The sequence below is a fragment of the Pollutimonas subterranea genome, assembly GCF_002849655.1.
Lineage (GTDB): Bacteria > Pseudomonadota > Gammaproteobacteria > Burkholderiales > Burkholderiaceae_B > Pollutimonas > Pollutimonas subterranea.
The window spans coordinates 118,739-142,655 of the sequence record NZ_PDNW01000008.1; the positions used below are offsets into that span (position 1 = coordinate 118,739).

The following is a 23,917-nucleotide window of genomic DNA, read 5'->3' on the forward strand; positions in this document are numbered from 1 at the left end:
ACAGTCGCTACATCATCCCCGTATTCAACAACCGCAATCACCGCCTATAAAGGAAACAATGTGACCACGGCTCAAATTCTGGCCACCTACGGCGCCTCGCTGAACGGCACTGAACTCCCTCCAGAAGTCATTCATCATGCAAAACGCGCGGTCGTCGACTGGTATGCGGCCTTGCTGGCGGGCGCCATGGAGCCACCGGCATTGATCCTCGAGAAAGCACTGTCGGACGACCTCGATCGCGGGCCATCGCAGCTTGCCCTAGGGCGATCGGCTACACCTCGCACAGCGGCATTGATTAATGGAACGGCGGCACACACGGCGGAGGTCGACGACATATACCGCGAGGCGATCTATCATCCTGGTGCGCCCACCATTGCCGCCGCCTTGGCTCAAGGCCAGGCGCATAACGCGTCGGGCATGCATTTTCTTCGAGCCGTGATTGCCGGTTACGAGATTTCCACACGAATAGGTTCCACAATGGGACGAGCGCACTATCGCTACTGGCACAACACCGGCACCATAGGCACGTTCGGTGCCGCGGCAGCGGCTGCAGCCATACTGGATCTAGACGCCATCCCTTATGCTCACGCCTTGTGCACCGCCGCCACCGTTGCGTCGGGCCTGCAACAAGCCTTTCGAATGGACTCAATGTCCAAGCCATTACATGCCGGGCATGCGGCAGAGGCCGGTCTACTGGCGGCGCAGGCGGCCTCCGCGGGGTTTACCGGCTCTCTCGATGTGATCGATGGTGAGGCCGGAATCGGTAAAGCCATGAGCGACGGCCCGGACTGGAAACGGGCTACCGCCACACTGGGCCAGGAATACAACATTACGTGCATGACATTCAAGAACCATGCTTGTTGCGGCCACACCTTCGCACCCATAGACGGGGCGCTGGCACTTCAGGCTCAACTTGGTGTGAAGCCGGAAGACATACAGCGGGTGAGTATCGCGACTTACTCGCCAGCACTCGATGTGGCCGGCAACTTCCAACCCACCACTGCCGCGGAGGCCCGCTTCAGCGTCCCCTTCGTCGTTGCCACCGCCCTGCTCTATGGGAGCGTCCGGCTTGCCGCATTCACGGAACAACGCTTGAGCGATCCACGCATCCGCGACTTGATGACGCGCATGGACCTTACCGTTGCGCCCGACCTGGACGCCGCATTTCCTGGCCAGCGCGCAGCCAGAGTCATGATAAGGACGGCGGATGGACGTCAGGCGGAATACTTCCAACCTACGCGAAAAGGAGACCCGGAACAGCCGTTGACCGACGATGAACTCAGCGCGAAATTTATGGAATTGGCCCAACCTGTCGTGGGAGAGCAAAGAGCCAAATCGATATTGCAGGCGCTGTGGACCCTGGAATCTCGCCCTGGCCTGATGGACCTTTAACCGCTCACGTGACGGACGCTGCTGTCGCCAGCAGCCAGTCCCGAAACAAAGCGACCTTTCGTGATTCCCGCTGAAGCTTGGGCCGCAGCAGATAGTAGGCTTTGTTGCCTCGCACAGGACGCTGAAACGGACGCACCAGTTGCCCCGACGCAAATTCGTGAGTCAGTAAGGCATTTTGACCGATGGCCATGCCCAAGCCATTGATCGCCGCCTGCCATGTCAACACAGAAGTACTGAACGCCATTTCCTCTGCACTTTTTCCAGCGTTTGCATAGCCTGTTGCTGTCAGCCAGTCGTGCCAATCCACACGGCGGTAATGGGAAATGAGCAGACGATGCTTCAGCAGCGCTTCCGGATGTCGTGCATCTGCTCCGTACTGCTCGAGATATTGCGGCGAGCATACCGGCTCGATTTCATCATAGAAAAGCAGGTCTGACTGTGCACGCGGCCATTGGCCGTCGCCGAACTGAATGGCGACATCGACAGGGTCCCGATCGAAGTCCACGTCGGGCACGGCATTCGTGATTCGGACCTCGATATTGGGATAACGCTTGCGAAACTCATCCAAGCGGGGAATGAGCCACTTGGCGGCAAAGGTGGTGTAAGTGCGCACCCTTAACGCCCCTTGGCTGCTGTCCTTGACGAGCGTTTCAGTCGCTTCGGCAATCAGTTCAAACGCAGGTATGACCTTCTCGGCAAAAGCCCTTCCCGCACGCGTTAACGTCACCCCATGCCGCTCGCGTCGAAATAGCTCGATCCCTAAATAGGTTTCGAGCACTGCGATCTGCCTGCTGACCGCCGACTGCGTCACATTGAGTTCAGATGCCGCCGACGTCAGGTTTTCTGTTCGCGCAACAACCTCGAACACACGCAGAGGATTCAGAGGTGGGATGCGTCTTGCCATCTGTGTATAGGCTGTGGCCCTTATTAATCGTTACTCAAGATTCTACTGGAGTTCATCGGCGATAAGTTTTAAAAAGGATCTGTTCCAACCCAGGAGACCCACGATGATCAGCAAGAACACGATTTGCCTCTGGTACGACGGCACCGCGTTGGACGCCGCAACGTTCTACGCCGAAACGTTTCCGGACAGCGCGGTGAACGCGGTCCATCATGCGCCCGGCGACTATCCCGCGGGCGCGCAGGGCGATGTCTTGACGGTGGAGTTCACGGTGATGGGCATCCCATGTCTCGGGCTGAACGGCGGTCCGGCCTTCAAGCACAACGAGGCATTCTCGTTCCAGGTTGCGACCGACACTCAAGCCGAAACCGACCGTTTGTGGAACGCGATTGTCGGAAACGGCGGACAGGAAAGCGCATGCGGCTGGTGCAAGGACAAATGGGGCTTGTCATGGCAGATCACGCCGCGTGCCTTGACCGCCGCCATCACCGATACCGATCGGGCGGCGGCCAAGCGCGCGTTCGAAGCCATGATGGAGATGGGCAAAATCGACATCGCTGCCATCGAAGCGGCTCGGCGCGGCTGACGCTATGAAAGCAAAAGAGCGCGAAGAACTGCTTCAAGTATTGAAGGTTCGCCATGAGACGAATATGCATCGCCATCAAGGCATTGCATGGACTACAGTTCGGGCCAGACTGGAAGCCAATCCCGTTGCGTTGCAGTCGCTGCACGCGATGGAGGCGACCGGTGGCGAGCCGGACGTGATCGGTAAGGACAAGGAGAGCGGGTGCATCACGTTCTGCGACTGCTCTGCGGAAAGCCCGAAAGGCCGCAGGAGCCTCTGCTACGACCGTGCGGCCCTGGACTCGCGAAAGGAGCACAAACCGAAGAGCAGTGCTGTCGAGATGGCTGTTGCAATGGGCATCGATCTGTTGACTGAAGACCAATACCGCGACCTGCAGAAGCTTGGCGATTTCGATACAAAGACGTCCAGCTGGATCGAAACACCGCATGATGTCCGTTCGCTCGATGGAGCCCTATTCTGCGACCGCCGCTATGGCAGGGTATTCGTGTATCACAACGGCGCGCAGTCCTACTACGCGGCAAGAGGCTTCCGTGGCTTGCTCCGCGTGTGACCGGCGACTTAGGCGCGGCATACGGTCCGCGCCTAAACCGTTGAAGGCCGTATGCGAGGATGGCGCTGAAAAAGCACGGCCACGGCCATCCCCATCGCGATGACCAAGGTGCAGAATAGGCATACAGCCACCTCCATGCCCCAGTGGTCGGCGATCCAGCCTATTCCCATCATGGGCGCCATGCTGCCCAGGTAGCCGATCACCAGGTAAGTGGCCAGCAAGCCGGAGCGATTGTTGGCGGTGGCAAGCCGATTAACCATGCTCATTCCAGCAAGCATGGACATGCCGTGGCCGGTCGCGGTCAACAGCACGCCCAACGCAAACAGGATGGCTGAGCCGGCCCACAAGTTCGCCATCAGTAACGCATTGCTGGCCGCCAAACCCAGCAAGCCCGCGACTCCACACCAGTGCGTCGGCATGCGTCCTGCGATTACCTGGACGATGGCGGAGCAAAACAGGATCAACGCAATCGCCGTGCCGCTAACCACGGGTCCGTGCCACGGCACCAGCTTATCCAGGAACAACGGCGCCATCGACGCATATAAGCCAAAGACGCCAAATGCCAGGAATGGCAAGCAACAGGTCAGCACAAAAGCCCTGGAGGTACTAGGCTCCGGCCATGTCAGCTTTGGCACGACATCGCCCAGGCCCAGGCGCCGCCCGCCTGGCGGGGACTTTGCGCTGGCCGGCAATTCCAGGCGGCATAACGCCGCCAGCCCTAGCACACCCAAAAGCAGGGTGGGCACATAGGTGGTCGCCAACGGGGACGGAACCCATTGTCCAAAGATACCGCCCACCAAAGGACCCAAGCCAAAGCCAAAGGCCATCAGGAAGCCAGTCACCATGGCGACGCGCTGCAGATTGCTGGATCCGGACAGCTTGGCCAGGCCCAGCGTAGCGCTCGTGGTCACCATGCTTGACGCCACACCAACAACAAAGCGCCCCACACACAGGCTCGTCATATCCCACGCGACCAGGCTGATGGCCGTACCCACCAAAGCCAGCCCCAGGCCCCACTGCATCATCGGGCGAAAGCCTACACGATCGGGCAAGCGTCCGAAAAATAACAAGCTGCAGAGCGCGCCGCCCATGTAAACCACATAGATGAGCGAGATGTCGCTGGTTTGCAACTGCCATGCCTCTTTGTAGAGCGCGTATAAGGGGCTGATGAGCGCAGTGCCCATCACGCCGACGATCATGGCAAAACTCACCCAGGCAAAGGGGGACCCTTTCAATTTCATTTTTTACCGCACGTTTCCAGTATTGGACGGCGCTACAGAGCGAAGTCCGGTTCTTGATCTTTTTGTTCAACTACTCAAAGGATTAAAGCGCCGCGAGATTTTTTCCAGCGCGCGGCGCGTTACGTCCAGCTCATGCGGAGTAAGGTCCGCAAGAATATCCTTTTCGATTTCCATACTCTTGGCCAGGATCGATGCTGCCACTTCGCGCCCCGCAGTGGTCAGGACGATGCACTTGGTGCGCCGGTCGCCAGGGTCACTGGTCCAATCGACAAGCTGCGCCTTGCGCAGCTGCGCCAGTACGCGCACCAGGGATGATGTATCCAGGTGCAAAGCGTCGGCCAGGTCTTTCTGGCGCAGAGCTTCCTCGTGTACGTACAGGACCAATAGGGGCATATGCGAAGCATCAGACAGACCCAGGTCCTTGAAGCTTAGATCCACCTGACGGCGCCATTGCCTGTACACACTTCCAAGCAATAGTCCAAATCGCGATCGCGCCTGAAGGAGGTCCGGTGCGGACATGATGTTCGGTGGAGATTTAGTTTGCATACAAAGTATTATACCAGCGGCTTGCATCGGAACTTGCAAACATCGGTGGGGTATGGCCACGCAGCCAGCCAAACAGCGCGCTTAATAAAAATCCCTCACGTAACGGTGAAGTAAATATCGATTTTCCCTTTCTTTGAGGCCGTATATCCTTCCCGTACCAGTGGCATCGCACCATTCTTGCGGGCCTCGAATCAGTCTTCTCGTGAAGGCTCGAACACACGGAGTAGGAATACCAGATGAGATCTTCATCGTTGAAACAACGGCTGCAGGCGCCGAACGCCCTGCTTGCACCGGGCGTGTACGACGCGCTGTCGGCGCTTATTGCGCAGCAAGCCGGCTTCGAAGCGGTTTACCTCTCGGGCGGAGCAGTGTCATATACACGGTTTGGCCGATCGGACGTTGGCTTGACGACCGCCAGCGAGGCCGCCAGCGTCCTGGCCCAGATCACCGACCGAGTCGATACACACGTCATTGTCGACGGCGACACCGGTTTCGGCAATGCGCTGAATGTGCGGCGCACGGTGCGTGATTTCGAGCGCGCCGGCGCCTCAATGATTCAGCTGGAAGATCAATCTTTTCCCAAGCGCTGCGGGCATCTCGCCAATAAGTCATTGGTGTCGAAAGCGGAAATGTGTGGAAAGCTGAAGGCCGCGCTGGACGCGCGTCATTCGGAAGAAACCCTGATCCTTGCCCGCACGGACGCGATTGCGGTGGAAGGATTCGAGGCGGCGCTGGAGCGTGCCGACGCATATATGGAATGCGGTGTCGACGCGCTGTTTGTCGAGGCCGTGAATACACCCGAAGAGATGGACATCGTGTGCCAGCGTTTTTCTTCACGCATTCCGTTGCTGGCGAACATGGTCGAAGGCGGACAGACGCCCATCCAGCCACTCCACGAGCTTGAGGCCAGGGGCTACCGCATCGTGATTTTCCCGGGCGGCACCGCACGATTCGCCGCAAGCCGCTTGCAGCACTATTACCAAAGCCTGAAGACGCACGGCACGACCGAACCTTTATGGCCGGAAATGCTCAACTTCAACGAGCTCAACGCCCTGATCGGCACGCCTGAACTGATGGAGGTCGGCAAGCGGTACGAGGCCTGAGGACCGTGCCGATACTCCCATCGCCGCGCCTGCGTCGGGCTTCAGCTCTTCGCTGCGGCGCGCGAGCGTTTGCGTTGGCGGGAAACGGCGATGGCCGTACCGGGCTCGGACGGTATGCTGGGTTCGGGAAGAAATGTTCGGATCACTTCACAGAGTGCACCAAGCAGCCGCTCCTCTTGTTCGGAGCGACGCATCACTAAAGAAAAACGCAAGGACGGCGCGTTATCCAATTCGATGACCTTGACCGGGAACGCGCGAAGGACGCCAGGCTCCGACAGTTGCACGATGGACACACCAAGGCCGGCGTTGACCATCGCCATGACGGCCCGCACCGCATCAAGTTCGAGTTCGGCATGAGGAGCACCAAAGTGCTGCTTGACGTAGCGTGCGGCAAGGCGGCCCGCCACGGTACGTCGGTCGTATCGTATCCATTCGTGGCGACGAAATAGTTCAGCAGGGTCGTCCTCCCGTGCGTTGGGCGGGGCAATCATCACCAGAGGTTGAACCATCAGGGGAAACCAGTGCAGGCGCGCCGATCCTCCGGTCTCGGATTGTCCCACCACGGCGGCATCGATCTCCCCTGCCTTGACGGCATCGGTAAGTTCCAGGCTTTTGCCGCGCTGGATTTGAAGGTGAAGCTTGGGGTAAGAGCGGCGCATGCCCCGAATAAGCTGAGGCAGCAATAGCGGCTGCATGGTCTCGATGATGCCTACACGCAGATGCCCCTCGATCGTCATGGGAATATCGCGCCGTAACTCTCCGAGCCGTTCCCTCGCCACCTGCATTGCTTCCGCGACGTCGTATGCACGTGGCAACGGCTTGACTTTCAAGCGTGACCGGTCGAACAACTGCTGGCCCAGATAAGTCTCGATCTGCTTCATCTGCAAGCTCACCGCACTGGGCGTGAGGTGGCAAACCTTTGCCGCCGCGGCAAAATTTCCTTCCGCCAGAACCGCGCTCAGTGTCTCAAAAGCCTTGAGCTTCATAAATAAACCTCACTCTTGTCCCTATGATTCATTAATTTTATCTTGAGGGAAGGCACAGTGCGCCGGCCATGCCGGGGGCACTGTCCAAAGCGTGGCGAGGCGGACTGATCAGACGGTTTCCTTGGACTGCACGCCAATAGCAGCCTGCATCTGCGCTTGTGTGACGAGAGGTTTCCAGGGCGTGTGGAGCATGCCCAGGTCTTTCGCCTGTCGTTCCTCATAGGCTAGAAACTCGGCGGTGATGGCACTGCCTCGCACACCGCCGCGCACCGAACCCGCACGAACATCGCCGTAGTATTCGTCCCATCCTTCGGGTAGCGGTTGCGAACTCGGAATGGATAACCACAGCCGATACAGGTGGCGCTTAAGATCTGAATCTTCATGGTCTTCGAACTCGGTACGCGAATGCAGCGTGACATAGTTGTTAAGCAACTGCATGTCGCCCTTCGCAAGCACCATGTTGAAGCAAAGATCGTCGCTGGGCATAAGTTCGTCAAGCAGATCCAGGGCCTCCGCCTGGCCGGGCGTCAACCGTGGGATCTCGGGAAAGTCGGCTTGAGCGGCGACGGTGTTCTTGCGGTTGGTCCGCGCGGCAAAGTGCGTCGGATGGCTGCCGAAGATCGGCAGGCGGTAGTACGGCGGCTGAACCGGATCCTGGGTGCCCTGATAGCTATGGAAGAAAGGCTGATGAAGGACATCCACCAGGTCTGGGCGACGGCGCGCCACCGCATCGCGCAAGGCGATGGAACTGATGACCTTGCTTTCTCCGCCACTCTTGGCCGTCCGGCGGCAAAGTAGGCACACCACGTCGGCGGAATCCTGGTGGAAGTCCAGGCCTGCATTGGTGTTGTAGCCGCGGCCTCCTTTGCTGCGGTAGCTGCCGCCGGCGTTACGTACGTCATTCATGATTTCGCTGGCGCGATTCTGTGTCCGTGCAACACCCATGTGCAACCCTATCCCCCAATAGGCAAGCCGTGCGTCGTCTTCGGTCCACTCATCAACCGGAAAGCCTTTGATCAAGGCCATGCCCCACCGTCCCTGTGTCAGGGCAACCGCATCCACCAGTGCCTGCTTCGCCGCGTCGTTCAACGCAAAGTCTTCACGTGTCATGTCCAGGAAGGGCTTGCCCAGGGTGCGCGCATGGGCAAGCGCAACGCGAAAGCCCTCCACTTGGTCATCATTGAGCCGCAAGGTCCACGAGCGGTCTGCATCGGCCTCGGCCGCGGTCCAGGCCTTTGGGCCGGAAAAATTCATGGGGGCGTTCATCGATGTTGTCTCCTAGAGGAAAGTTGAAACTTATAGCAATTTTATTGAGGCGTGCTAAATTAGAAAAGCGAACTTGTTTGATGTATTACATAAGGGAACTTGATGAGGATAGCCGCCTTCGTCACGCTGGAAGCCATCGTTCGCAACGGCTCTTTCGCCGCTGCTGCGCAAGAGGTGAACGTCACGCCCAGCGCCGTCAGCATGCAAATGAAACAGCTCGAGCAGTACCTGGGCAAGCAGTTGTTCGATAGGTCGGGCCTACAGGTCAGGCCAACAGCGACCGCGCATGAATTAGTGGAGCTCATGCGCCTGCCGCTACATCACCTCGACGCCATGCGCAGTACAGGCTCGGTGGTCGTGGAAGGCAGGCTTAAGGTTGGGATCATCGAATCAATGCAGGCCCAGGTGCTGCCGGGCACATTGCGCATCCTGGTGGACCGCTATCCGCGCCTGCAGCTCAAGCCTTCGCGTGGACGCAGCAGCTCGCTGACCAGTGCGGTGAAAGCGGGAGATCTGGATGCCGCACTCGTCGCACAGCCACCGCGAGTCGGACCCGGCCTGCTGCAATGGGAGCCCATGCTGCGCCGCGAGCTGGTACTGATCGCTCCGCCGTCGGCCACTGAAAGTTCGTTGGCGGCACTGTTTCGGCGATATGAGTGGGTCCGCTATGAGCGCGATACCGTCACCGGATCGCTTGCCACCCGTTTCGTGCATGAGCACGTCGCCGAACATCGAAGTTCGCTCGAACTCGATACGGCAATGGCCATAGTCGCCACGGTTAGCGCCGGGCTTGGGATCGCCATCGTCCAGCCTCCCGATGCGGCGCAACTGTCGAGTTACCCGCTGCGCATCGTCCGCCTGGGCCGTGCCGCGCCCGTCCTGCAGCTGTCCCTGGTCACCCGCAAAGCCGATTCAGAGAGCCGGGCGCTGCATGCATTTCGAGATGCATTGCGCTCGGCCTTGCTCGCCAACGACCGCCGGCTCCAGCGGGATTAGGGCCAAAGGCGTAGGGAAACCGTCACTTGGTGAGTTTCTTTTACCTATATAACAAGGAACAATCGCTTTTCTTTTACCAGTCGTCCCGCTAAGTTATCGCAATCATCTAAGCTATCAATATCAAAGGAGACAGCATGAAGATTCAAATTCGCAAGCTGGCTGGTTGGACAGCGGCCTGGGCGATCGGCGTTGCCGCCCTATCCATCGGAGCACCGGCACAGGCGCAAGCACCAGACGTGGCAAATTACCCCAATCGCCCCATCACAATGGTCGTCGGCTTTCCGCCCGGTGGGGCCACCGATATCCTGGCGCGCGTCATCGCCGAGCACTTGGGGCGCGCTTTCGGCCAGCCCGTGGTCGTCAAGAACGAAGCGGGGGCCGGCTCCAACATCGCCACTGAGTTTGTCGTGCGTTCCAAACCCGACGGCTACACGCTGCTAATCGAAACCATTGCCAATGCCACCAATATGTCGGTCTACAAGAACCTCAGATACGACACGGAAAAGGACCTCGCGCCCATTATCCAGCTCATGGCTGCGCCCAGCGTCCTGGTGGTTAACGCCAACGTGCCGGCGAACGACTTGAACGAGCTTATCAAGCTGGCCAAGGCGAATCCGGGCAAATACAGCTTTGCTTCTTCCGGCGTGGGTGGGTCTCCGCACCTGGCTGGAGAAATGCTCCAGTTGCGCACCGGAATCGATCTGCTGCACGTGCCATACAAAGGTGCCACACCCGCCTTGCAGGACGTATTGGGCGGCACCGTCGACATGGGATTCAAGACCTCGCTGGGCGTCATGCCTCACATGGAGGGCGGCCGCCTGCGACCGATTGCGGTCGCCTCGGCGAAACGGCTTCCAGACCTGCCTAATGTACCGACAATGAAAGAGGCCGGCCTCCCCGATTTCCACGTCCTGTCCTGGAACGGCTTGGCAGCCCCTGCCGGAACGCCGCCTGCCATCATCGACAAACTGAACAAAGAGATCAACCGCATCCTGCTGCTTCCAGAGGTCAGGAAGCAGCTTGAGAGCCTGGGCGCCCAGCCTGGCGGCGGTACGCCACAAGACTTCGGAGCTTTCGTCAGCGCCGAAATCAAGAAATGGGGCGAGGTCGTGCGTGAAGCAGACATTCAATTGGACTAAAGTGATATGAGCCTCACTGAGCGTATCCGCTGTGCCCTGGTCACCACCGGCGGCACCATTGTTTCCAAGATCGACCCGTCCACGGGGTTGGCCATGCCGGTGCTTGACGGGCGTGAGCTCGTATCCTCGCTCTCCGCAGTGGGCGAGCTCCCGCAGGTCGACATCGAACTCCACGAGGTCGCCAGGGTCTCTTCTCCCCACATCACGCCGGAGCACTGGTGTCAGCTGCATGACACGATCCAGACGCAGCTGGCTCGCGATGACATCGCCGGCGTGGTCGTTGCCCATGGCACTGCGGTACTGGAAGAAACCGCCTGGTTTCTCGACCTGTCCATCCAGACGGACAAGCCGGTGGTCGTGATCGGGGCGCAGCGCAACACTTCCGAGTACGACACCGACGGGCCGCGTAACTTGTATAACGCGCTACTGCTGTGCCAGCACCCCGACGCCCGTGGCAAGGGGGTATTGGTCACGCTCAATTCCCACGTCAACGCCGCCCGGGAGGTGACAAAGACGCATACCGTCGACGTCGAGACCTTCCAGTCTGGCGAGTGGGGTTACCTGGCCAGCATCGTCCGGGACCGCGTCCGATTCCATCGGGCACCCTTGCGCCGGCTGCATTTGCCCCTGGCGAAAGGCGCAGCATTGCCGCGGGTGGAGATCGTTTGCATGTATGCGGGCGCGGATGGCGCCTTGCTGGATGCCGCGGCAGATCTTGAGCCAGGCGGCATTGTGGTGCAGGCCGTCGCATCGGGGCATCTGAACGGGCCCATGTTCGACGCCGTGGTGCGCGCCATCGACCGCGGAATTCCTGTCGTAGTGTCGACCCGGATACCTCGGGGAGGCACCCGGCCGGGCTATGGTTTCGACGGCTCATCACAAAGGCTGGTCGACGCCGGCGCCGTGTTGAGCAACGATCTTTCGCCCTGGAAGTCGCGCGTCCTTCTGATGCTGGCGCTGCAGAATGGGAAGAACACCTCGGTGGAGCTGACCGAGCTGTTCGATGCGTGAAAGAGGTGATCACATGCAGGCCAGGGGAAAGGCGGGTAGGACGCTCTTCGACAAGATTTGGGACCGGCACGAGATCCATCGCCCGGATGCGGGTCCCTCGCTGTTATACGTGGATCGCGACTTCATCCACGAGGGCTCATTCCATGCCTTCGCCGACCTGCGCAAGCGCGGGCTGACGGTAGCCCGGCCCGACCAGGTGTTCGGCATGCCCGATCACTATGTCCCCACGGCCGGGCGTTCGGCTGAAGCCGCGGCAACGCCGGAGTTGCGCCAGATGATCGAGACATTCGATCGGAACATGAAATGGGCAGGTGTGAACCACTTCCCACTCGACGACGACAGGCAAGGCATCGTCCATGTCGTCGGCCCGGAACAAGGCATCACCCTGCCGGGCTTCATCGTGGTTTGCAGTGATAGCCATACCTCGACCCATGGCGCACTCGGTGCGATCGCGTTTGGCATCGGTCAATCCGAGAACGCCCATGTGCTGGCCACGCAGACTTTGTGGCAGCGTCGCCCCAAGGTGATGCGAATCAACGTGACCGGTTCCCGCGGACACGGGGTCACCGCAAAAGATGTGATCCTGTCCATCATCGGCATGATAGGCGCCGGTGGCGCCACCGGCTACGCCATCGAGTATGCAGGGCCTTGCATCGAGGCGATGTCGATGGAAGAGCGCCTGACGATATGCAATATGTCCATCGAAGCGGGCGCGCGCTGCGGTATCGTCGCGCCTGACGAGACCACGTATGCCTACCTGAAGGGACGCCCCTACGCCCCGTCAGGCGCACTTTGGGAAGCGGCCCTCACAGATTGGCGTCTGCTGCGTTCCGACCTGGATGCTCGCTTTGACCGCGAGATCGAGATCGACGCAGGCGACATCGCCCCCATGGTCACATGGGGCACGAGTCCCGAACACGTCGCCGGCATCAACAGTGTTGTGCCGGACCCCGCCGAGCAGCCTGACGAGCAACGACGCAAGACACTGCAGGCAGCGCTGGATTACATGGGGCTGCAAGCCGGACGGCGGCTCGACGACATCGCGATCGACATGGTTTTCATTGGCTCCTGCACAAACAGCCGCCTGGAAGATCTCCGCGACGCGGCGGCCGTGCTGCGAGGACGCAAGGCGGTAATACCCGGAATGGTGGTGCCAGGCTCCGCACAGGTCAAGCAGGCCGCCGAGGCGGAAGGCCTGGATCTGATCTTCAAGGACGCCGGACTGATGTGGCTGGAACCCGGTTGTTCGCTTTGTGCGGCGATGAACGGCGATATCGTCCCCGCCGGCAAGCGTTGCGCCTCCACATCCAACCGCAATTTCGTCGGTCGCCAGGGAGCTGGTTCCCGTACCCATCTGTTGAGCCCCACCATGGCGGCTGCGGCGGCGATACGAGGAAAGTTGACCGATGTACGTGAATTAATGAGGTAAGGCCGTGCAGCCATTTGTTTGTGTAAAGGGAATCGCCGCCGCCATCGAGGGGAGCAACATCGATACGGACCAGATCATCCCCGGGCGCTTCCTGAAGGCGAATCGCGCCAAAGGATATGGTTCTTTCCTGTTCCATGATCTCAGATATGGACCTGACGGCGCTACGAACCCCGCCTTCATCTTGAACCGCGAACCATTCAATCAGGCTTCGGTCCTGATTACCGACGATAACTTTGGTTGCGGCTCATCGCGCGAAGGAGCCGTCTATGCGCTACAGGACTTCGGTGTGCGGGCCCTCATCGGGCCGAGCTTTGGCGATATTTTCTATAACAACTGCCTGAAGAACGGAATCGTCCCCGTTCGGTTGGACCCGTCGCTGGTGCACAGGCTGCGAGAAATGCTCGTGGACAACCCGGGTGAGAGCGTGGAGGTCGACCTGTCTGAGTTGCGCATTGTCTTTCCTGACGGATCCGGGCATGCCTTCGACATGGATCCATTCTGGCGCACCTGCATGCTGAAAGGCGTGGATGACCTCGAGCTCAGCCTGAGTCACACCGAACAAATTGCGAGTTTCATTGATAAGTATGAGACTGTATATCCGTGGACCCGCGCATCCGGCCCAGGGCGGTAAATGAGCTTACCCATCGCCCTGCCTGAACAATTTCAAACTTTACTGTGCTCAAGGCCTGGACGCTTCGCTCGCCTTGGCTGCCTCCACCAATTCCTTGTAGAGGACGAGCTCCTTTTCGATGATCGCCGCAAATGAAGCCGGATCGCTTTCAAACGGCGAGAAACCGGCTTCCGCGATCTGTGCCTGGTAGCTTTTGGAAGCGACGAGCTTGTCCAGGGATTGTTCCAACGTCGAGATTGCATGATCGGGCACGCCACGGGGCAGGAACAAGCCGACCCATGAATCAAACTTGAAGTCCTCCATGCCCAGTTCGGCAAAGGTGGGGACGTCGGGCATGCTGGGCAAGCGCTTAGGTGCGGCAACCGCGAGAGTACGAAGCTTGCCGCTATTGATATGCGGCATGACGGAACCCAGTGTTGCAAACGAGAGATCCACATGTCCCGCGATCAGGTCGATCATTGCCGGAGCGGCCCCCTTGTACGGCACCGGCACGATCTGGGCGCCTGTCTGCTGATAGAACAGAATCGTTGCCAAAAGCGGCGACGAGCCATGCGCGGCGGAGTTGTACTCGTGCGGCTTCGCCTTTACCTCTTTCAGGAACTCCTGGAAATTCGCGGCGGGAAAATCATTACGGACCACCAGTACGGTGGGAGCATTCGCCAGGATCTTCACGGGCGCAAGATCACGCGGACTATCGGACGATAGCCCCTTGGTCATGAAAGGGTTGATGGTGAGGTTGATACTTGCCACCAAACCGGTGTAGCCATCCGGACGGGACTTGGTCACATTGTTCGTCGCAATGTTGCCGCCCGCGCCGGCTTTGTTTTCAACAATGAAAGATTGGCCGAGATCATCGCCCAAATGTTGCGCAGCCAGGCGCGCGATAATATCGGTGGGCCCGCCGGGCGCGAAACCGACCTCCAGGTAAACGGGTTTGGTGGGGTAGTTGTCGGCCGACGCCTGCGCAACACCGGCGGTGGTTCCCACACATAATGCCAGAGCGAATGCTGCAAGATTGATCTTCATGGTCGTTGTTCCTCCGTCTGGTTATTTATTGATTGCCGGCCGAAATACCGGCCTCCCACGCCGCTATCACGTCTGCAGACGTGGCGACGGGGTAACGGGCGTTCAGCAACTCAAGTGAGTTCTCATGTAGTTTGAGGTTAGGGCTTGCTATCAGATCCTCGACCGGAACGACGTAGTAGTCGTGATAAGACGCACCGCGAATCGTCGATTCGACACAGCCCTCCGTCGTCGTACCGGTCACCACCACCGTCTGGATGCCTTGGGTGCGCAATACGGCATCCAGGGTGGTGTCGACGAAAGCATCGGAACGATACTTGGGCACGATCGCGTCGCGATCCGTGGGCACCAGGCCTTCAACAAACTCGGCGCCCCAGGAGTCCTTCAGGGTGTACTCCGACGACTTCCCATCACGGCACTTGAAGCGCAACCACGACGGTGAGTCACTACGCCCGTTCGGCAGGGTCTGCTGCTGGATGAACACCACGAATATGCCCAGTTCCTGGGCGCGCCTCACGAAGCGAACCGTAGGCTCGACAATGGCGGTGATGGCTCCTACATTCTTGCCGTGCTTGGCAAAGTGGCCGTCGGCGTGACAAAAGTCATTCTGCATGTCCACAACGACCAGAGCCGTATGCTTGGGGTCCGTCAGTTCCTGCAAAGTGTCCAGGACGGCAACGCCATTGATCTCTCTCATCTTGCTCCTCCGGTAAAAAGTTTTCGGCGGCACATCTGCCGCACGCCGTGCTGTCGACCACGGCCCAGTCGTCCAGTTCAATATAAGCCCCTGGTACAAAAAGGAAAATCAATGATTTCTTTCTTAACGAGTGAGTATTTTTTATGAAGAAGGAGGCGAATAACGCCCTGGGCAGAGGTTTTGGAAGAGGCTGCGGGCGCCGCAACACACGCCATCCGCCGGTACCTGCGCCCTCTCAAAAGCCGACATGAAATGCCTGTCTGTGCCGTGCTTCAGGGGCAACAAACTCCCAACGTGGATTGGGTCAACCATGAGAAAAGCGAGATATAGGGCAACGGAAAGCGGGCCTTGACACTACAAGAACGGCACGCGTAATCTGAAAAGAAACAATTCGACCAATAGAAGTTTCCTACATAAGTATTGCGGAGAATACGTGACAGCACCACGCCCCAACCAATCCTACCCCTTGGGCCTACGCCAGACCTCAGGCAGAAATGCCCAATTGCGGCAAAGCATCGACGCAAAGCAGTTTCTTGTCGCACCGGGAGCCTACGATTGCATTGGCGCCAGGCTGGTGGAACAAGCCGGTTTTCCCGCGGTGTACCTGACCGGCTCGGGCATGTCCATGTCCATGCTGGGCGCACCGGATGTGGGGTTGATGTCGTTCTCTGAGATCCTGGACCGTGCCTCGCGCATAGCCGACGTGGTCTCCATACCGGTCATTGTCGATGCCGACACCGGCTACGGCGGCCCATTGAACGTAATCCGGACAGTCCGAGACTTTGAACGTGCCGGCATGTCGGGCATACAGATCGAGGATCAAGCGTGGCCGAAGAAGTGCGGTCACGAAGGCGGACGAAACTTGGTGGCAGCCTCTGAAATGGAAGGGCGCATCAAAGCAGCGGTTGACGCGCGCATAGACCCGGACCTTCTCATCATTGCGCGCACCGACGCCCGAACCGATCACGGGCTGGATGACGCGATTGACCGTGCAAATCGATACGTGCAGGCCGGTGCAGACATGATCTTCGTGGAAAGCCCTGAAGACGGAAGCGAGATGGCCACGATCGCAAAAGATGTATCGGCACCGGTGCTGGCCAATATGGTCGAAGGCGGCCGCAGCCCCATTTTGACGGCAACACAATTGGCGGAGCTGGGGTTTTCAATGGCCATCTACCCCAACGCACTGACCCGCCGATTCACTCATGCCGGCGCGGAGATGCTGAAAGACCTGAAAGCGGCGGGGACCACCTCGGCGTCGACGCCAGGCATGCTCACGCACCGAGAGTTATGGTCGCTGTTCGAATACGAAAAATGGATTTCTACCGAAGAGCGCCTGCGCGGATCATGAGGTCAACCCCCTGCTATTCGGCTTTCAAGTTAGCTTTCGCAGCCAAGTCCCCGAACTCTTGAACTTCAGTCGAAATCCGCTGCTTCATCTCGTCGGCCGTACTGCTCATCGGCTCAATGCCCTGCGCCAAGAGCTTTTTCTGGAACGTCGGGTCGTTGATGATCGCCATGACATCGCGGTTCAGACGTTGCACGATTTGGGGGTCGGTTCCAGCAGGCACCATCAGCCCGAACCAGGTACCAACATCAAAACCCGTCAAGCCCGCTTCCGCCAAGGTGGGCACGTCAGGCAAAGCACTGGATCGTTTTCCGGTGGTGGCCGCCAACGCCGTGGTCGAACCGGCCTGCACATGAGGCAAGGCTGATGTCACCGTATCGAACATGACAGACACCTGCCCCGACAGGAGGCCGAGTACCGCTGGTGCGCTGCCGTTGTAAGGAATGTGAGTGAGTTGCGCGCCGGTTCGCATTTTGAACATTTCACCTATCAAGTGATGCGCAGAACCTGTTCCCGCCGACCCATAGTTGTAGCGATCGGGATGCGCTTTGGTCAACGCCACGAATTCATCGACGTTATTGACGCCAAGTGAACTGTTGACCACGACCATATTCGGCACCAACGCGATCGTGCCGACAGGCGTCAGGCTCTGCTCGATATGATAATTAAGCTTGGGAAGCACCGCTTGTGCAATCGTATGGTGAGCCGATGCGGCAAGCAAGGTGTGTCCGTCGGGCTGAGCCCTGGCCACATAGCCCGCGCCCAGGGTTGCTGACGCGCCCGGCTTATTTTCCACAACGACTGTTTTCCCTAACTTTTCGGCCAGCTCGGGGCCGATCATGCGTATCAGCGTATCGGTCGAGCCGCCGGGTGCGAAGGGGACTACTATCTTAATAGGTTGATTAGGGTAGTCGGCATTTTGCGCGAACGCCGCAGTGGCCGTAACAGCCGATAGAGTGCATGCTGAAAGTATTCTTGTCATCAAATTCATCGTTTGTCTCCTGTTGACTGGCTTATATATCACGAATTACTCACCGTCCGCTTTTTCGGGAATGCGACGACTTGAAAAAGGTTGGTACATTCATTCCGACCCTGATGCTACCTAAGAATTGGCTCATTCCTGTCCTTTTTTGAGTTGGACTCGGCGGAGCGCCGCTTCCTATAATGGGTCGCACCTCTCGCGCTGACACAACGGGCCGTAATGCCGTGAAGACCATACAGGAGACGAACCATCATGATGGAAAGCCGACTTTTGACGTCACTCGCCGGTAAATTGGCACTGTGCCTCACAGCGGTAATGCCCGTCGCCGCGACTACTATCGCCCACGCCAACTCCGCAGATCCGTACCCCACCCAGACCATCACCCTGATTGTCCCTATTGGCGCTGGCGGGGTGGCCGACACATCGGCACGCATCCTTGCCCGCGGATTGAGCGGGCACTTGAATGTACCCGTCGTTGTCCAGAACAAGCCAGGCGCCGGACAAGCTATCGGCGCGGACTTGGTGTCGCGTGCCAAACCCGATGGCTACACCCTGCTCTTCTCGACCAGCGGCTTCGTAGCGGCCCCCATGTTGATCAAGGGGTTCAAGTTCGACCCCATCGGCGGCTTCGAGCCCATCTCACTGATTGCATCCAGCAATAACGTGCTGGTCGGCGCCAACAACATTCCAGGCGGCAGGCTCCAGGGCCTCGTAGATCTATCCAAGGCCAAGCCCGGCGAAGTGTTCTATGGCTCTCCTTCCGGCGCGACAACCCTGGTGTTCGAACACCTGAACCAAGTGACGGGCGCGAAGATTGCACCCATTCTCTACCAGAGCACGCCGGCTGCCTGGGCGGACATCATCGGCGGCCGCATCCATGCCACCATGGAGGGCCCTGCGCTGGCCCAGGGCCAGGTGAAGGCCGGCAACGCACAGGTGCTGGCCGTGTTCGGTCGTAAGCGCGCGCCCGAATTTCCTGACATACCGACCGTGGCCGAACAAGGCTACCCGGGCTTCGGCATCGAAAGCTGGCAAGGTCTGTGGGCGCCCAAGGGAACGCCGGACGCCGTCATCAAGACCCTGGAACAAGCAGTGGTCGCCGTCATGAACACACAACAAATGAAACAGGACATGCGTGCCTCCGGTCTGGACGCGGTGGGCAGCACGGCCGCCGTGTTCAACAACGAACTGCACGACAACACAGCTCTGTGGCGCAAGGTGGCTACCGATGCCGGCATCGAACCTCTATAGGCGCATACATCATGCTTGATCTTTCTACAATGTGCCGCCGGCCGGGCGGTGTGGTGATGGGCTGGTGCTCGTCCGGTTCGCCCCTGCTGGGCGAAGCTATGGCCGTCGCAGGATTCGACGCCCTCACGGTCGATCTGCAGCATGGCGTTCAGGACTTCTCAGATGCACTGCGTGTGTTGCAGGCCATTGATGGTCGCGGTGTCCCTGCTCTTTGCCGGGTGCCATGGAACGAGCCCGGCATCCTCATGAAAGCGCTCGACGCCGGTTTCCAGGGCATTATCTGCCCGATGATCGATGATCGCGCCCAGGCGGAACAACTCGCGCGCTGCTGTCACTATCCGCCGCTTGGCATGCGCTCGTTCGGCCCGCACCGGGCGATGATCAGCATCGGCGACGATTACATGGACCAAGCCCGTGAAGGCCTCGTGATTCTTCCCATGGTGGAAACCGAGGCGGGCCTGCGCAACATTGACGAGATCCTGGCCGTGCCCGGCATCTCAGGCGTCTATGTGGGGCCCAACGATCTCGCGCTAGCATTGGGCTACCCTGCCCAGGCCATCCCCCGCGCCGAGGTGCAAAGCCATATCGACCACATCCTGGCGCGCACTAAGGCGGCCGGCAAGATCTGCGGCATCGCATGCGGCTCGGCCCAAATGGTGGCGAACATGCTGGCTGCCGGCTTCCATATCGCCACCTTACAGAACGACCTGCGCCTTTTCCTGCAAGGCATGAGCCAACAATTGGCCGACACCCGGCAGCTTCTCGAGGCTGTCGCTTGAAAGATCAAGGTATGGAGAGGCAATGCTTGGCGGTCTCCACGAATCTGTGCACGGTGGCATCGTGTTCGTGGCGGCGCCACGCCAGTACGATCTGCAGCGCGGCCTCTTCCTCCCACTTGCGGTCAATTTGCAAGGGCCGAATAACGATGCCTTCAACCGCATGCATCGCGGCCGCGTAAGGCACCACTGCTAATCCTACGCCACGACGCACCATACCCAACATGGCAATGATCTGCGACATCGAGACGATATTCCGGGGAAACACGCCATGCGCCTCGTAAAGCCTCTCGAGCATCAAGTGGAAGTACGGAGAATGCGGCGACCAGGCGATCATTGACGTCCCATCGAGCTGACGCATCGGCACCTTGGGTAAAGCGCTTAGTGCGTGACCAGCGGGTATCGCCAGTGCCCAGCGATCCTTCATCACCAGATGCGACTCGAACTGGGTCGGATCCACCGGCGGACGAACCAGGGCCACATCCAGCGCAGCCTCGTGCAGCATACGCAGTTGCTCTTCGATCAGCAGTTCCTTGAAAACGAAACTGACGCCCGGATACTGCTCGTGATGCCGCTGCACCAGCCGGGGCACCAATTCGAACGCCGCCGACGACGTAAACCCGATGACGAGAGTGCCCTGTTCTCCGCGAGCTGCCAACTGCGTCTTGGCAGCTGCCTCTCCCGCGCGATGCTGGATAGCCCGTGCTTCGTGCAGCAGGAATGTGCCCGCTGGCGTTAACGAGACCGAACGGTTATGACGGATGAACAGCTTGACTTCCAGTCGTTCCTCAAGCAATGCGATCTGTCGGCTCAGCGGCGATTGCGTCATGTGCAGACGCTGGGCCGCATGGCCAAAATGCAGCGTGTCCGCCAGCATCGCAAAACACTGAAGCTGTTGTAGGTCGAAAGGAAGTTTCATGGCAAAAATAAGCAGGACAGCATCAGCTGCACCGTCGAGGCGGCCCACGAAAAAATGTGTTTACCGGACGTCACACTATATAGCTACGCGAGAAGGCTGGCTAGGTTTGCTTGCCATACCGGATTTGAAGACCCGCAGAATTGCGGGCTGACCTATGAGCGATACGGTCATCGAGTCCGGGTAGAACACTCCATAAAGCTGTTCAATATTCTGTGAGGCCACTCTTATGACATCTCGCATACCCGCCGTTAGCTACCTATAATGCGGTAAAAGCCGACTTACACAGGAGGAACGACATGTTTGCTGAAGTCATGCGAGAGTTAGGCTATACGTTTTGATTCTCTGGAGGATCAGCGCGGCCGCGCAGATTAACCTTCGCTTCTGCCTTGTCCCGTCGCCGCACATGCGGTAGCGCGAGTCCGAGCTTATTGAACCGGCTTATCCCGCGGCAGAAAAACAAGAACCAGTAAGGTACAAGCTCCGGCGAATCCGAAGGCATGATCATAGCGGCCGCTGAACGCTACAAAGGCGGCGAAAGCGGTCGGCACCAGCATATTGACCACATTCACCAGAATGCTGGAACCCGCAGCCGTTTCGGAAATCATGCCGGGCGGTGAGCGACGCGCCACCTCGGCAATCTGCACGCCATTCCAACTTGCTGCCGAGCATCCGGCGACAAACGCCAGCACGATAATGGTCCATATCGGCCATTCAGGACCGCTCAAGCCCAACAGCACCGTCGTCGTTGCCGACAATATCGCCGCGACCGACAACGATGCAGTGGCCGAGCCCAGGTAATCGGAAAGCCATCCCAACGCAATACGCCCGATCACGCCACCCGCTTGCATAACGGCAAATACGACACCAGCGAGCCCCAGCGAAAATCCCAGTGCGTCGATCAGATAGATAACGGTGAACGTGAACCAACAGGTTTGGGAAACCGCAAACAGGCTTCCGACAATGGACATTCTCCACAGGCCGGGATTGTCCAATAACGATTGCAAAGGCACACGCAATTTATGCAGCGACTGCAAATTCGGCATGGAGATCCGCCAGCGTCCCGATTTCGGGGCTTCATCCAATCGAGCGCTTATGCGCCAAGTGGCCAGCGTCGGCACGATGACCAGAAGCGCACAGACAAACAAGGCGACCCGCCACCCCGCCGGGGCAACCATGGCAGGAATGATCAGCCCCGCTATCACGCCCCCTAAAGGGACTCCGGCCTGCTTGATGGAAAAGATAAGATTGCGTTTCCCGGGAGGAGAGTACCGTTGCAGGACTTCACTGCCGGCCGGGTTTGCCGCACCATTGCTAAGCCCCATTATGAAACATGCGACCAGCGCAATGCCCAAGCTGGAATGCAGAAAAAACGCCATGCTGGCGGCACCCAGCACCAGACTCAATTGCAAGGTGCGCATCCCGCCCACTTGCTTGAGCAAGGTTGAGCCCCCAATCAGAATCGCCAAGCCACCGAGTGAATTGGCTGCCGTCAGGTAGCCGATGGAACTGCCGTCCCATCGAAACTCTTCAGACACTGCCGGCGCAATAATAGGAATGAACCGTGCCAGGAATGATGATGTGGTTTGCAGAACGAAAATGGCCGCTATGGGTACAAGCCAGCCAGGTACTGCCTTTGTCATTGAGAGTCTCTTAGGTCTTTTTGCCGGGGTCTTGCGGAGCGAACGAAGGGACTCTACTCTAACTTAAAATACGGTCCCTTATGGATGCACCCCGGCAATCAGATAACACTAAGGGACTGGAGTGACGATGCTGCCAAACTTCTTTATCTCCCCCGAGATATATTTGTCGAAGTCGGTTAACTGTACAGATTTTGGCACTAGGCCCTGGCTCTCGAGCTGCTTCCTGACATTCGGATCTTTGTTGATTTCCTCTAACTGCTGTGCAAAGTACGCCTTTACGGATGCGTCTGTCCGACCATTCATAATGACGCCATACCAAATCGCATAATCGAAGTCCTTTACGCCTTGTTCGTGCAAGGTCGGTACATCCGGCAGCGATTCCGACCGCTCCATGCTTGTCACGCCCAGCGCGCGCAGTTGCCCGGACTTGATGAAAGGTAATGCCAATGCGATGGGCGGGAAGGACACATCAATGCGTCCTGCAACCACTTCCGATACACCCTCTTGCACTCCCTTGTATGGAATGTGGGTGATTGTGGTTCCCGTTTGCTGCGTGAAATACCTGCCCACCAAATCAGTGGCGGAGTTCATGCCGGCGGATCCATAGTTTAAGTGGCTATCTTGCTTTTTCCCTGCGGTGATAAGGTCTTGCAGGTTTTTGTAGGGGCTTTTCGAGTTCACCACGAGCAAGGTCGGTGAGTAGGCAATCTGAATTACCCCTGAGAGGTCCTTTTCCGTGTCGTACGGGAGATTCTTTTGTACCGAGGGCGCCACCGCGTATGACGACGAGACGAATAGCAAGGTATTGCTATCCGGCTTTTCGTTCAATAGGCGCTGGGTCCCAACGGTGCCGCCTGCACCCGGCCGATTCTCGACAACGACAGGCTGGCCGATTTTCTTGGACAGCTCGTCCGAATAAATGCGCGCAATGAGGTCGATCAGCGCGCCTGGGCTGAAGGGGACGATTACCTTGACGGGCTGCTCGATTTTGACGGCTTGCTGTGCGACTGCCATGCTGCCGAAACCGACTCCAATGGAAAAAGCCGCCAATTTCACAAATCTTGTCTTCCACAACATATACTCACCTCCGGGTGTTGGTTCTAAAATCGATTTCTGCTTATTGTTTTTCTGCTGATTCGAGCTCTTCCATGAGAATCGGAATCGCAAGATTGCAGGCATGAATGCCCATGACCGTGGTCAGCTGTATCACCTCCACGATCTCCTCACGCGTTGCGCCCGCTTTAAGCGCGTTCTTCATGTGACGGCGGACTCCGGGCGCATATAAGTGCGTCGTGGCGGCATTGATGGCCACCATGATCAGTTCCTTGAACTTCTGGGGTAGCGGGCCATTTTTATGGGGCACACTTCTAAAGTTCAGATAGGCTTCCATGAACTCCGGGTCCAGGGCTCGCATCTGGTCCCACAAGGGGTTCCAGTCGCCCTTGGCGATGTGCTCTTCGCAGAGCGGTGTGGCAGTCTTGTTTGCTTCCTGCATTTGAATGTT

At 58.5% G+C, this 23,917-nt stretch carries 24 protein-coding genes; 12 read left to right on the forward strand and 12 right to left on the reverse strand.

The features are described from left to right. Positions 1–60 precede the first annotated feature (60 nt). A complete protein-coding gene (locus CR159_RS11160) occupies positions 61–1,392 on the forward strand; it encodes an MmgE/PrpD family protein (protein ID WP_102074028.1) in 1,332 nt (443 codons plus the stop codon). Between the two features lie 4 nt (positions 1,393–1,396). Here CR159_RS11160 and gcvA read toward each other — a convergent pair whose 3' ends face one another. Then, entirely contained in the window at positions 1,397–2,296 is a 900-nt protein-coding gene (gcvA, locus tag CR159_RS11165) for a transcriptional regulator GcvA (protein ID WP_102074029.1), read from the reverse strand. Positions 2,297–2,399: 103 nt separating this feature from the next. Between gcvA and CR159_RS11170 the strand changes: the two genes are divergently transcribed. Continuing rightward, positions 2,400–2,879 (forward strand): VOC family protein, encoded by a 480-nt coding sequence (locus CR159_RS11170; protein WP_102074030.1) that lies wholly within the window; start codon positions 2,400–2,402, stop codon positions 2,877–2,879. Positions 2,880–2,883: 4 nt separating this feature from the next. Then, a complete protein-coding gene (locus CR159_RS11175) occupies positions 2,884–3,429 on the forward strand; it encodes a DUF4256 domain-containing protein (RefSeq protein WP_102074031.1) in 546 nt (181 codons plus the stop codon). 32 nt (positions 3,430–3,461) lie between these two features. Here the strand turns inward: CR159_RS11175 and CR159_RS11180 are convergent, their stop codons facing one another. Together CR159_RS11180 and CR159_RS11185 are read right to left on the reverse strand one after the other, a co-directional pair. After that, a complete protein-coding gene (locus CR159_RS11180; protein ID WP_102074032.1) occupies positions 3,462–4,670 on the reverse strand; it encodes an MFS transporter in 1,209 nt (402 codons plus the stop codon). A gap of 66 nt (positions 4,671–4,736) precedes the next feature. Next, positions 4,737–5,216 (reverse strand): MarR family winged helix-turn-helix transcriptional regulator, encoded by a 480-nt coding sequence (locus CR159_RS11185; protein ID WP_233208271.1) that lies wholly within the window; start codon positions 5,214–5,216, stop codon positions 4,737–4,739. A 236-nt stretch (positions 5,217–5,452) separates the two neighbouring features. Between CR159_RS11185 and CR159_RS11190 the strand changes: the two genes are divergently transcribed. After that, complete coding sequence (locus CR159_RS11190; RefSeq protein ID WP_102074034.1) at positions 5,453–6,319, forward strand: isocitrate lyase/PEP mutase family protein; 867 nt, start codon at positions 5,453–5,455, stop codon at positions 6,317–6,319. A 41-nt stretch (positions 6,320–6,360) separates the two neighbouring features. Here CR159_RS11190 and CR159_RS11195 read toward each other — a convergent pair whose 3' ends face one another. Together CR159_RS11195 and CR159_RS11200 are read right to left on the reverse strand one after the other, a co-directional pair. Then, a complete protein-coding gene (locus CR159_RS11195; protein ID WP_102074035.1) occupies positions 6,361–7,305 on the reverse strand; it encodes a LysR substrate-binding domain-containing protein in 945 nt (314 codons plus the stop codon). A gap of 108 nt (positions 7,306–7,413) precedes the next feature. After that, complete coding sequence (locus CR159_RS11200; protein WP_102074036.1) at positions 7,414–8,571, reverse strand: TauD/TfdA family dioxygenase; 1,158 nt, start codon at positions 8,569–8,571, stop codon at positions 7,414–7,416. A gap of 102 nt (positions 8,572–8,673) precedes the next feature. On the opposite strand from CR159_RS11200, the gene CR159_RS11205 reads away from it, so the two are divergent. From CR159_RS11205 to leuD, 5 genes are all read left to right on the forward strand, one after another. Beyond that, positions 8,674–9,567, forward strand: a complete 894-nt coding sequence (locus CR159_RS11205; protein ID WP_102074037.1) for a LysR family transcriptional regulator — start codon at positions 8,674–8,676, stop codon at positions 9,565–9,567. Between the two features lie 134 nt (positions 9,568–9,701). Beyond that, entirely contained in the window at positions 9,702–10,706 is a 1,005-nt protein-coding gene (locus CR159_RS11210; protein WP_102074038.1) for a Bug family tripartite tricarboxylate transporter substrate binding protein, read from the forward strand. 6 nt (positions 10,707–10,712) lie between these two features. After that, positions 10,713–11,717 carry an asparaginase gene (locus tag CR159_RS11215; protein ID WP_102074039.1) on the forward strand — a complete coding sequence of 335 codons (1,005 nt, stop codon included), beginning with the start codon at positions 10,713–10,715 and terminating at the stop codon, positions 11,715–11,717. 13 nt (positions 11,718–11,730) lie between these two features. Beyond that, positions 11,731–13,146, forward strand: a complete 1,416-nt coding sequence (gene leuC, locus CR159_RS11220) for a 3-isopropylmalate dehydratase large subunit (protein WP_102074103.1) — start codon at positions 11,731–11,733, stop codon at positions 13,144–13,146. A 4-nt stretch (positions 13,147–13,150) separates the two neighbouring features. Then, positions 13,151–13,777: a 3-isopropylmalate dehydratase small subunit gene (gene leuD, locus CR159_RS11225; RefSeq protein WP_102074040.1), complete on the forward strand. Its 627-nt coding sequence runs from the start codon at positions 13,151–13,153 to the stop codon at positions 13,775–13,777. Positions 13,778–13,825: 48 nt separating this feature from the next. Here leuD and CR159_RS11230 read toward each other — a convergent pair whose 3' ends face one another. Beyond that, entirely contained in the window at positions 13,826–14,803 is a 978-nt protein-coding gene (locus CR159_RS11230; protein WP_102074041.1) for a Bug family tripartite tricarboxylate transporter substrate binding protein, read from the reverse strand. Positions 14,804–14,828: 25 nt separating this feature from the next. Then, on the reverse strand, positions 14,829–15,497 hold the full coding sequence (locus CR159_RS11235; RefSeq protein WP_102074042.1) for a cysteine hydrolase family protein: 669 nt from the start codon (positions 15,495–15,497) through the stop codon (positions 14,829–14,831). 433 nt (positions 15,498–15,930) lie between these two features. Here CR159_RS11235 and CR159_RS11240 point away from each other — a divergent pair, with 433 nt between their 5' ends. Next, positions 15,931–16,848 (forward strand): isocitrate lyase/PEP mutase family protein, encoded by a 918-nt coding sequence (locus tag CR159_RS11240; RefSeq protein ID WP_233208272.1) that lies wholly within the window; start codon positions 15,931–15,933, stop codon positions 16,846–16,848. A gap of 13 nt (positions 16,849–16,861) precedes the next feature. On the opposite strand, the gene CR159_RS11245 is transcribed toward CR159_RS11240, so the two are convergent. Beyond that, complete coding sequence (locus CR159_RS11245) at positions 16,862–17,836, reverse strand: Bug family tripartite tricarboxylate transporter substrate binding protein (RefSeq protein WP_102074044.1); 975 nt, start codon at positions 17,834–17,836, stop codon at positions 16,862–16,864. 243 nt (positions 17,837–18,079) lie between these two features. Here CR159_RS11245 and CR159_RS11250 point away from each other — a divergent pair, with 243 nt between their 5' ends. Together CR159_RS11250 and CR159_RS11255 are read left to right on the forward strand one after the other, a co-directional pair. Further along, the gene (locus CR159_RS11250) at positions 18,080–19,078 is read left to right on the forward strand and encodes a Bug family tripartite tricarboxylate transporter substrate binding protein (protein WP_102074045.1); all 999 of its coding nucleotides are present in this window, start codon (positions 18,080–18,082) and stop codon (positions 19,076–19,078) included. 11 nt (positions 19,079–19,089) lie between these two features. Further along, positions 19,090–19,857: an HpcH/HpaI aldolase family protein gene (locus CR159_RS11255; protein ID WP_102074046.1), complete on the forward strand. Its 768-nt coding sequence runs from the start codon at positions 19,090–19,092 to the stop codon at positions 19,855–19,857. Between the two features lie 4 nt (positions 19,858–19,861). Here the strand turns inward: CR159_RS11255 and CR159_RS11260 are convergent, their stop codons facing one another. The 4 genes from CR159_RS11260 to CR159_RS11275 form a co-directional block, all read right to left on the reverse strand. Then, a complete protein-coding gene (locus tag CR159_RS11260) occupies positions 19,862–20,773 on the reverse strand; it encodes a LysR family transcriptional regulator (RefSeq protein WP_143705458.1) in 912 nt (303 codons plus the stop codon). Between the two features lie 425 nt (positions 20,774–21,198). Beyond that, positions 21,199–22,413, reverse strand: a complete 1,215-nt coding sequence (locus CR159_RS11265) for an MFS transporter (protein ID WP_102074048.1) — start codon at positions 22,411–22,413, stop codon at positions 21,199–21,201. A gap of 108 nt (positions 22,414–22,521) precedes the next feature. Beyond that, the gene (locus tag CR159_RS11270) at positions 22,522–23,592 is read right to left on the reverse strand and encodes a Bug family tripartite tricarboxylate transporter substrate binding protein (protein WP_102074049.1); all 1,071 of its coding nucleotides are present in this window, start codon (positions 23,590–23,592) and stop codon (positions 22,522–22,524) included. Further along, positions 23,531–23,908: a carboxymuconolactone decarboxylase family protein gene (locus tag CR159_RS11275; protein WP_102074050.1), complete on the reverse strand. Its 378-nt coding sequence runs from the start codon at positions 23,906–23,908 to the stop codon at positions 23,531–23,533. Before CR159_RS11275 ends, CR159_RS11270 begins: the two co-directional genes overlap by 62 nt. Positions 23,909–23,917 lie beyond the last annotated feature (9 nt).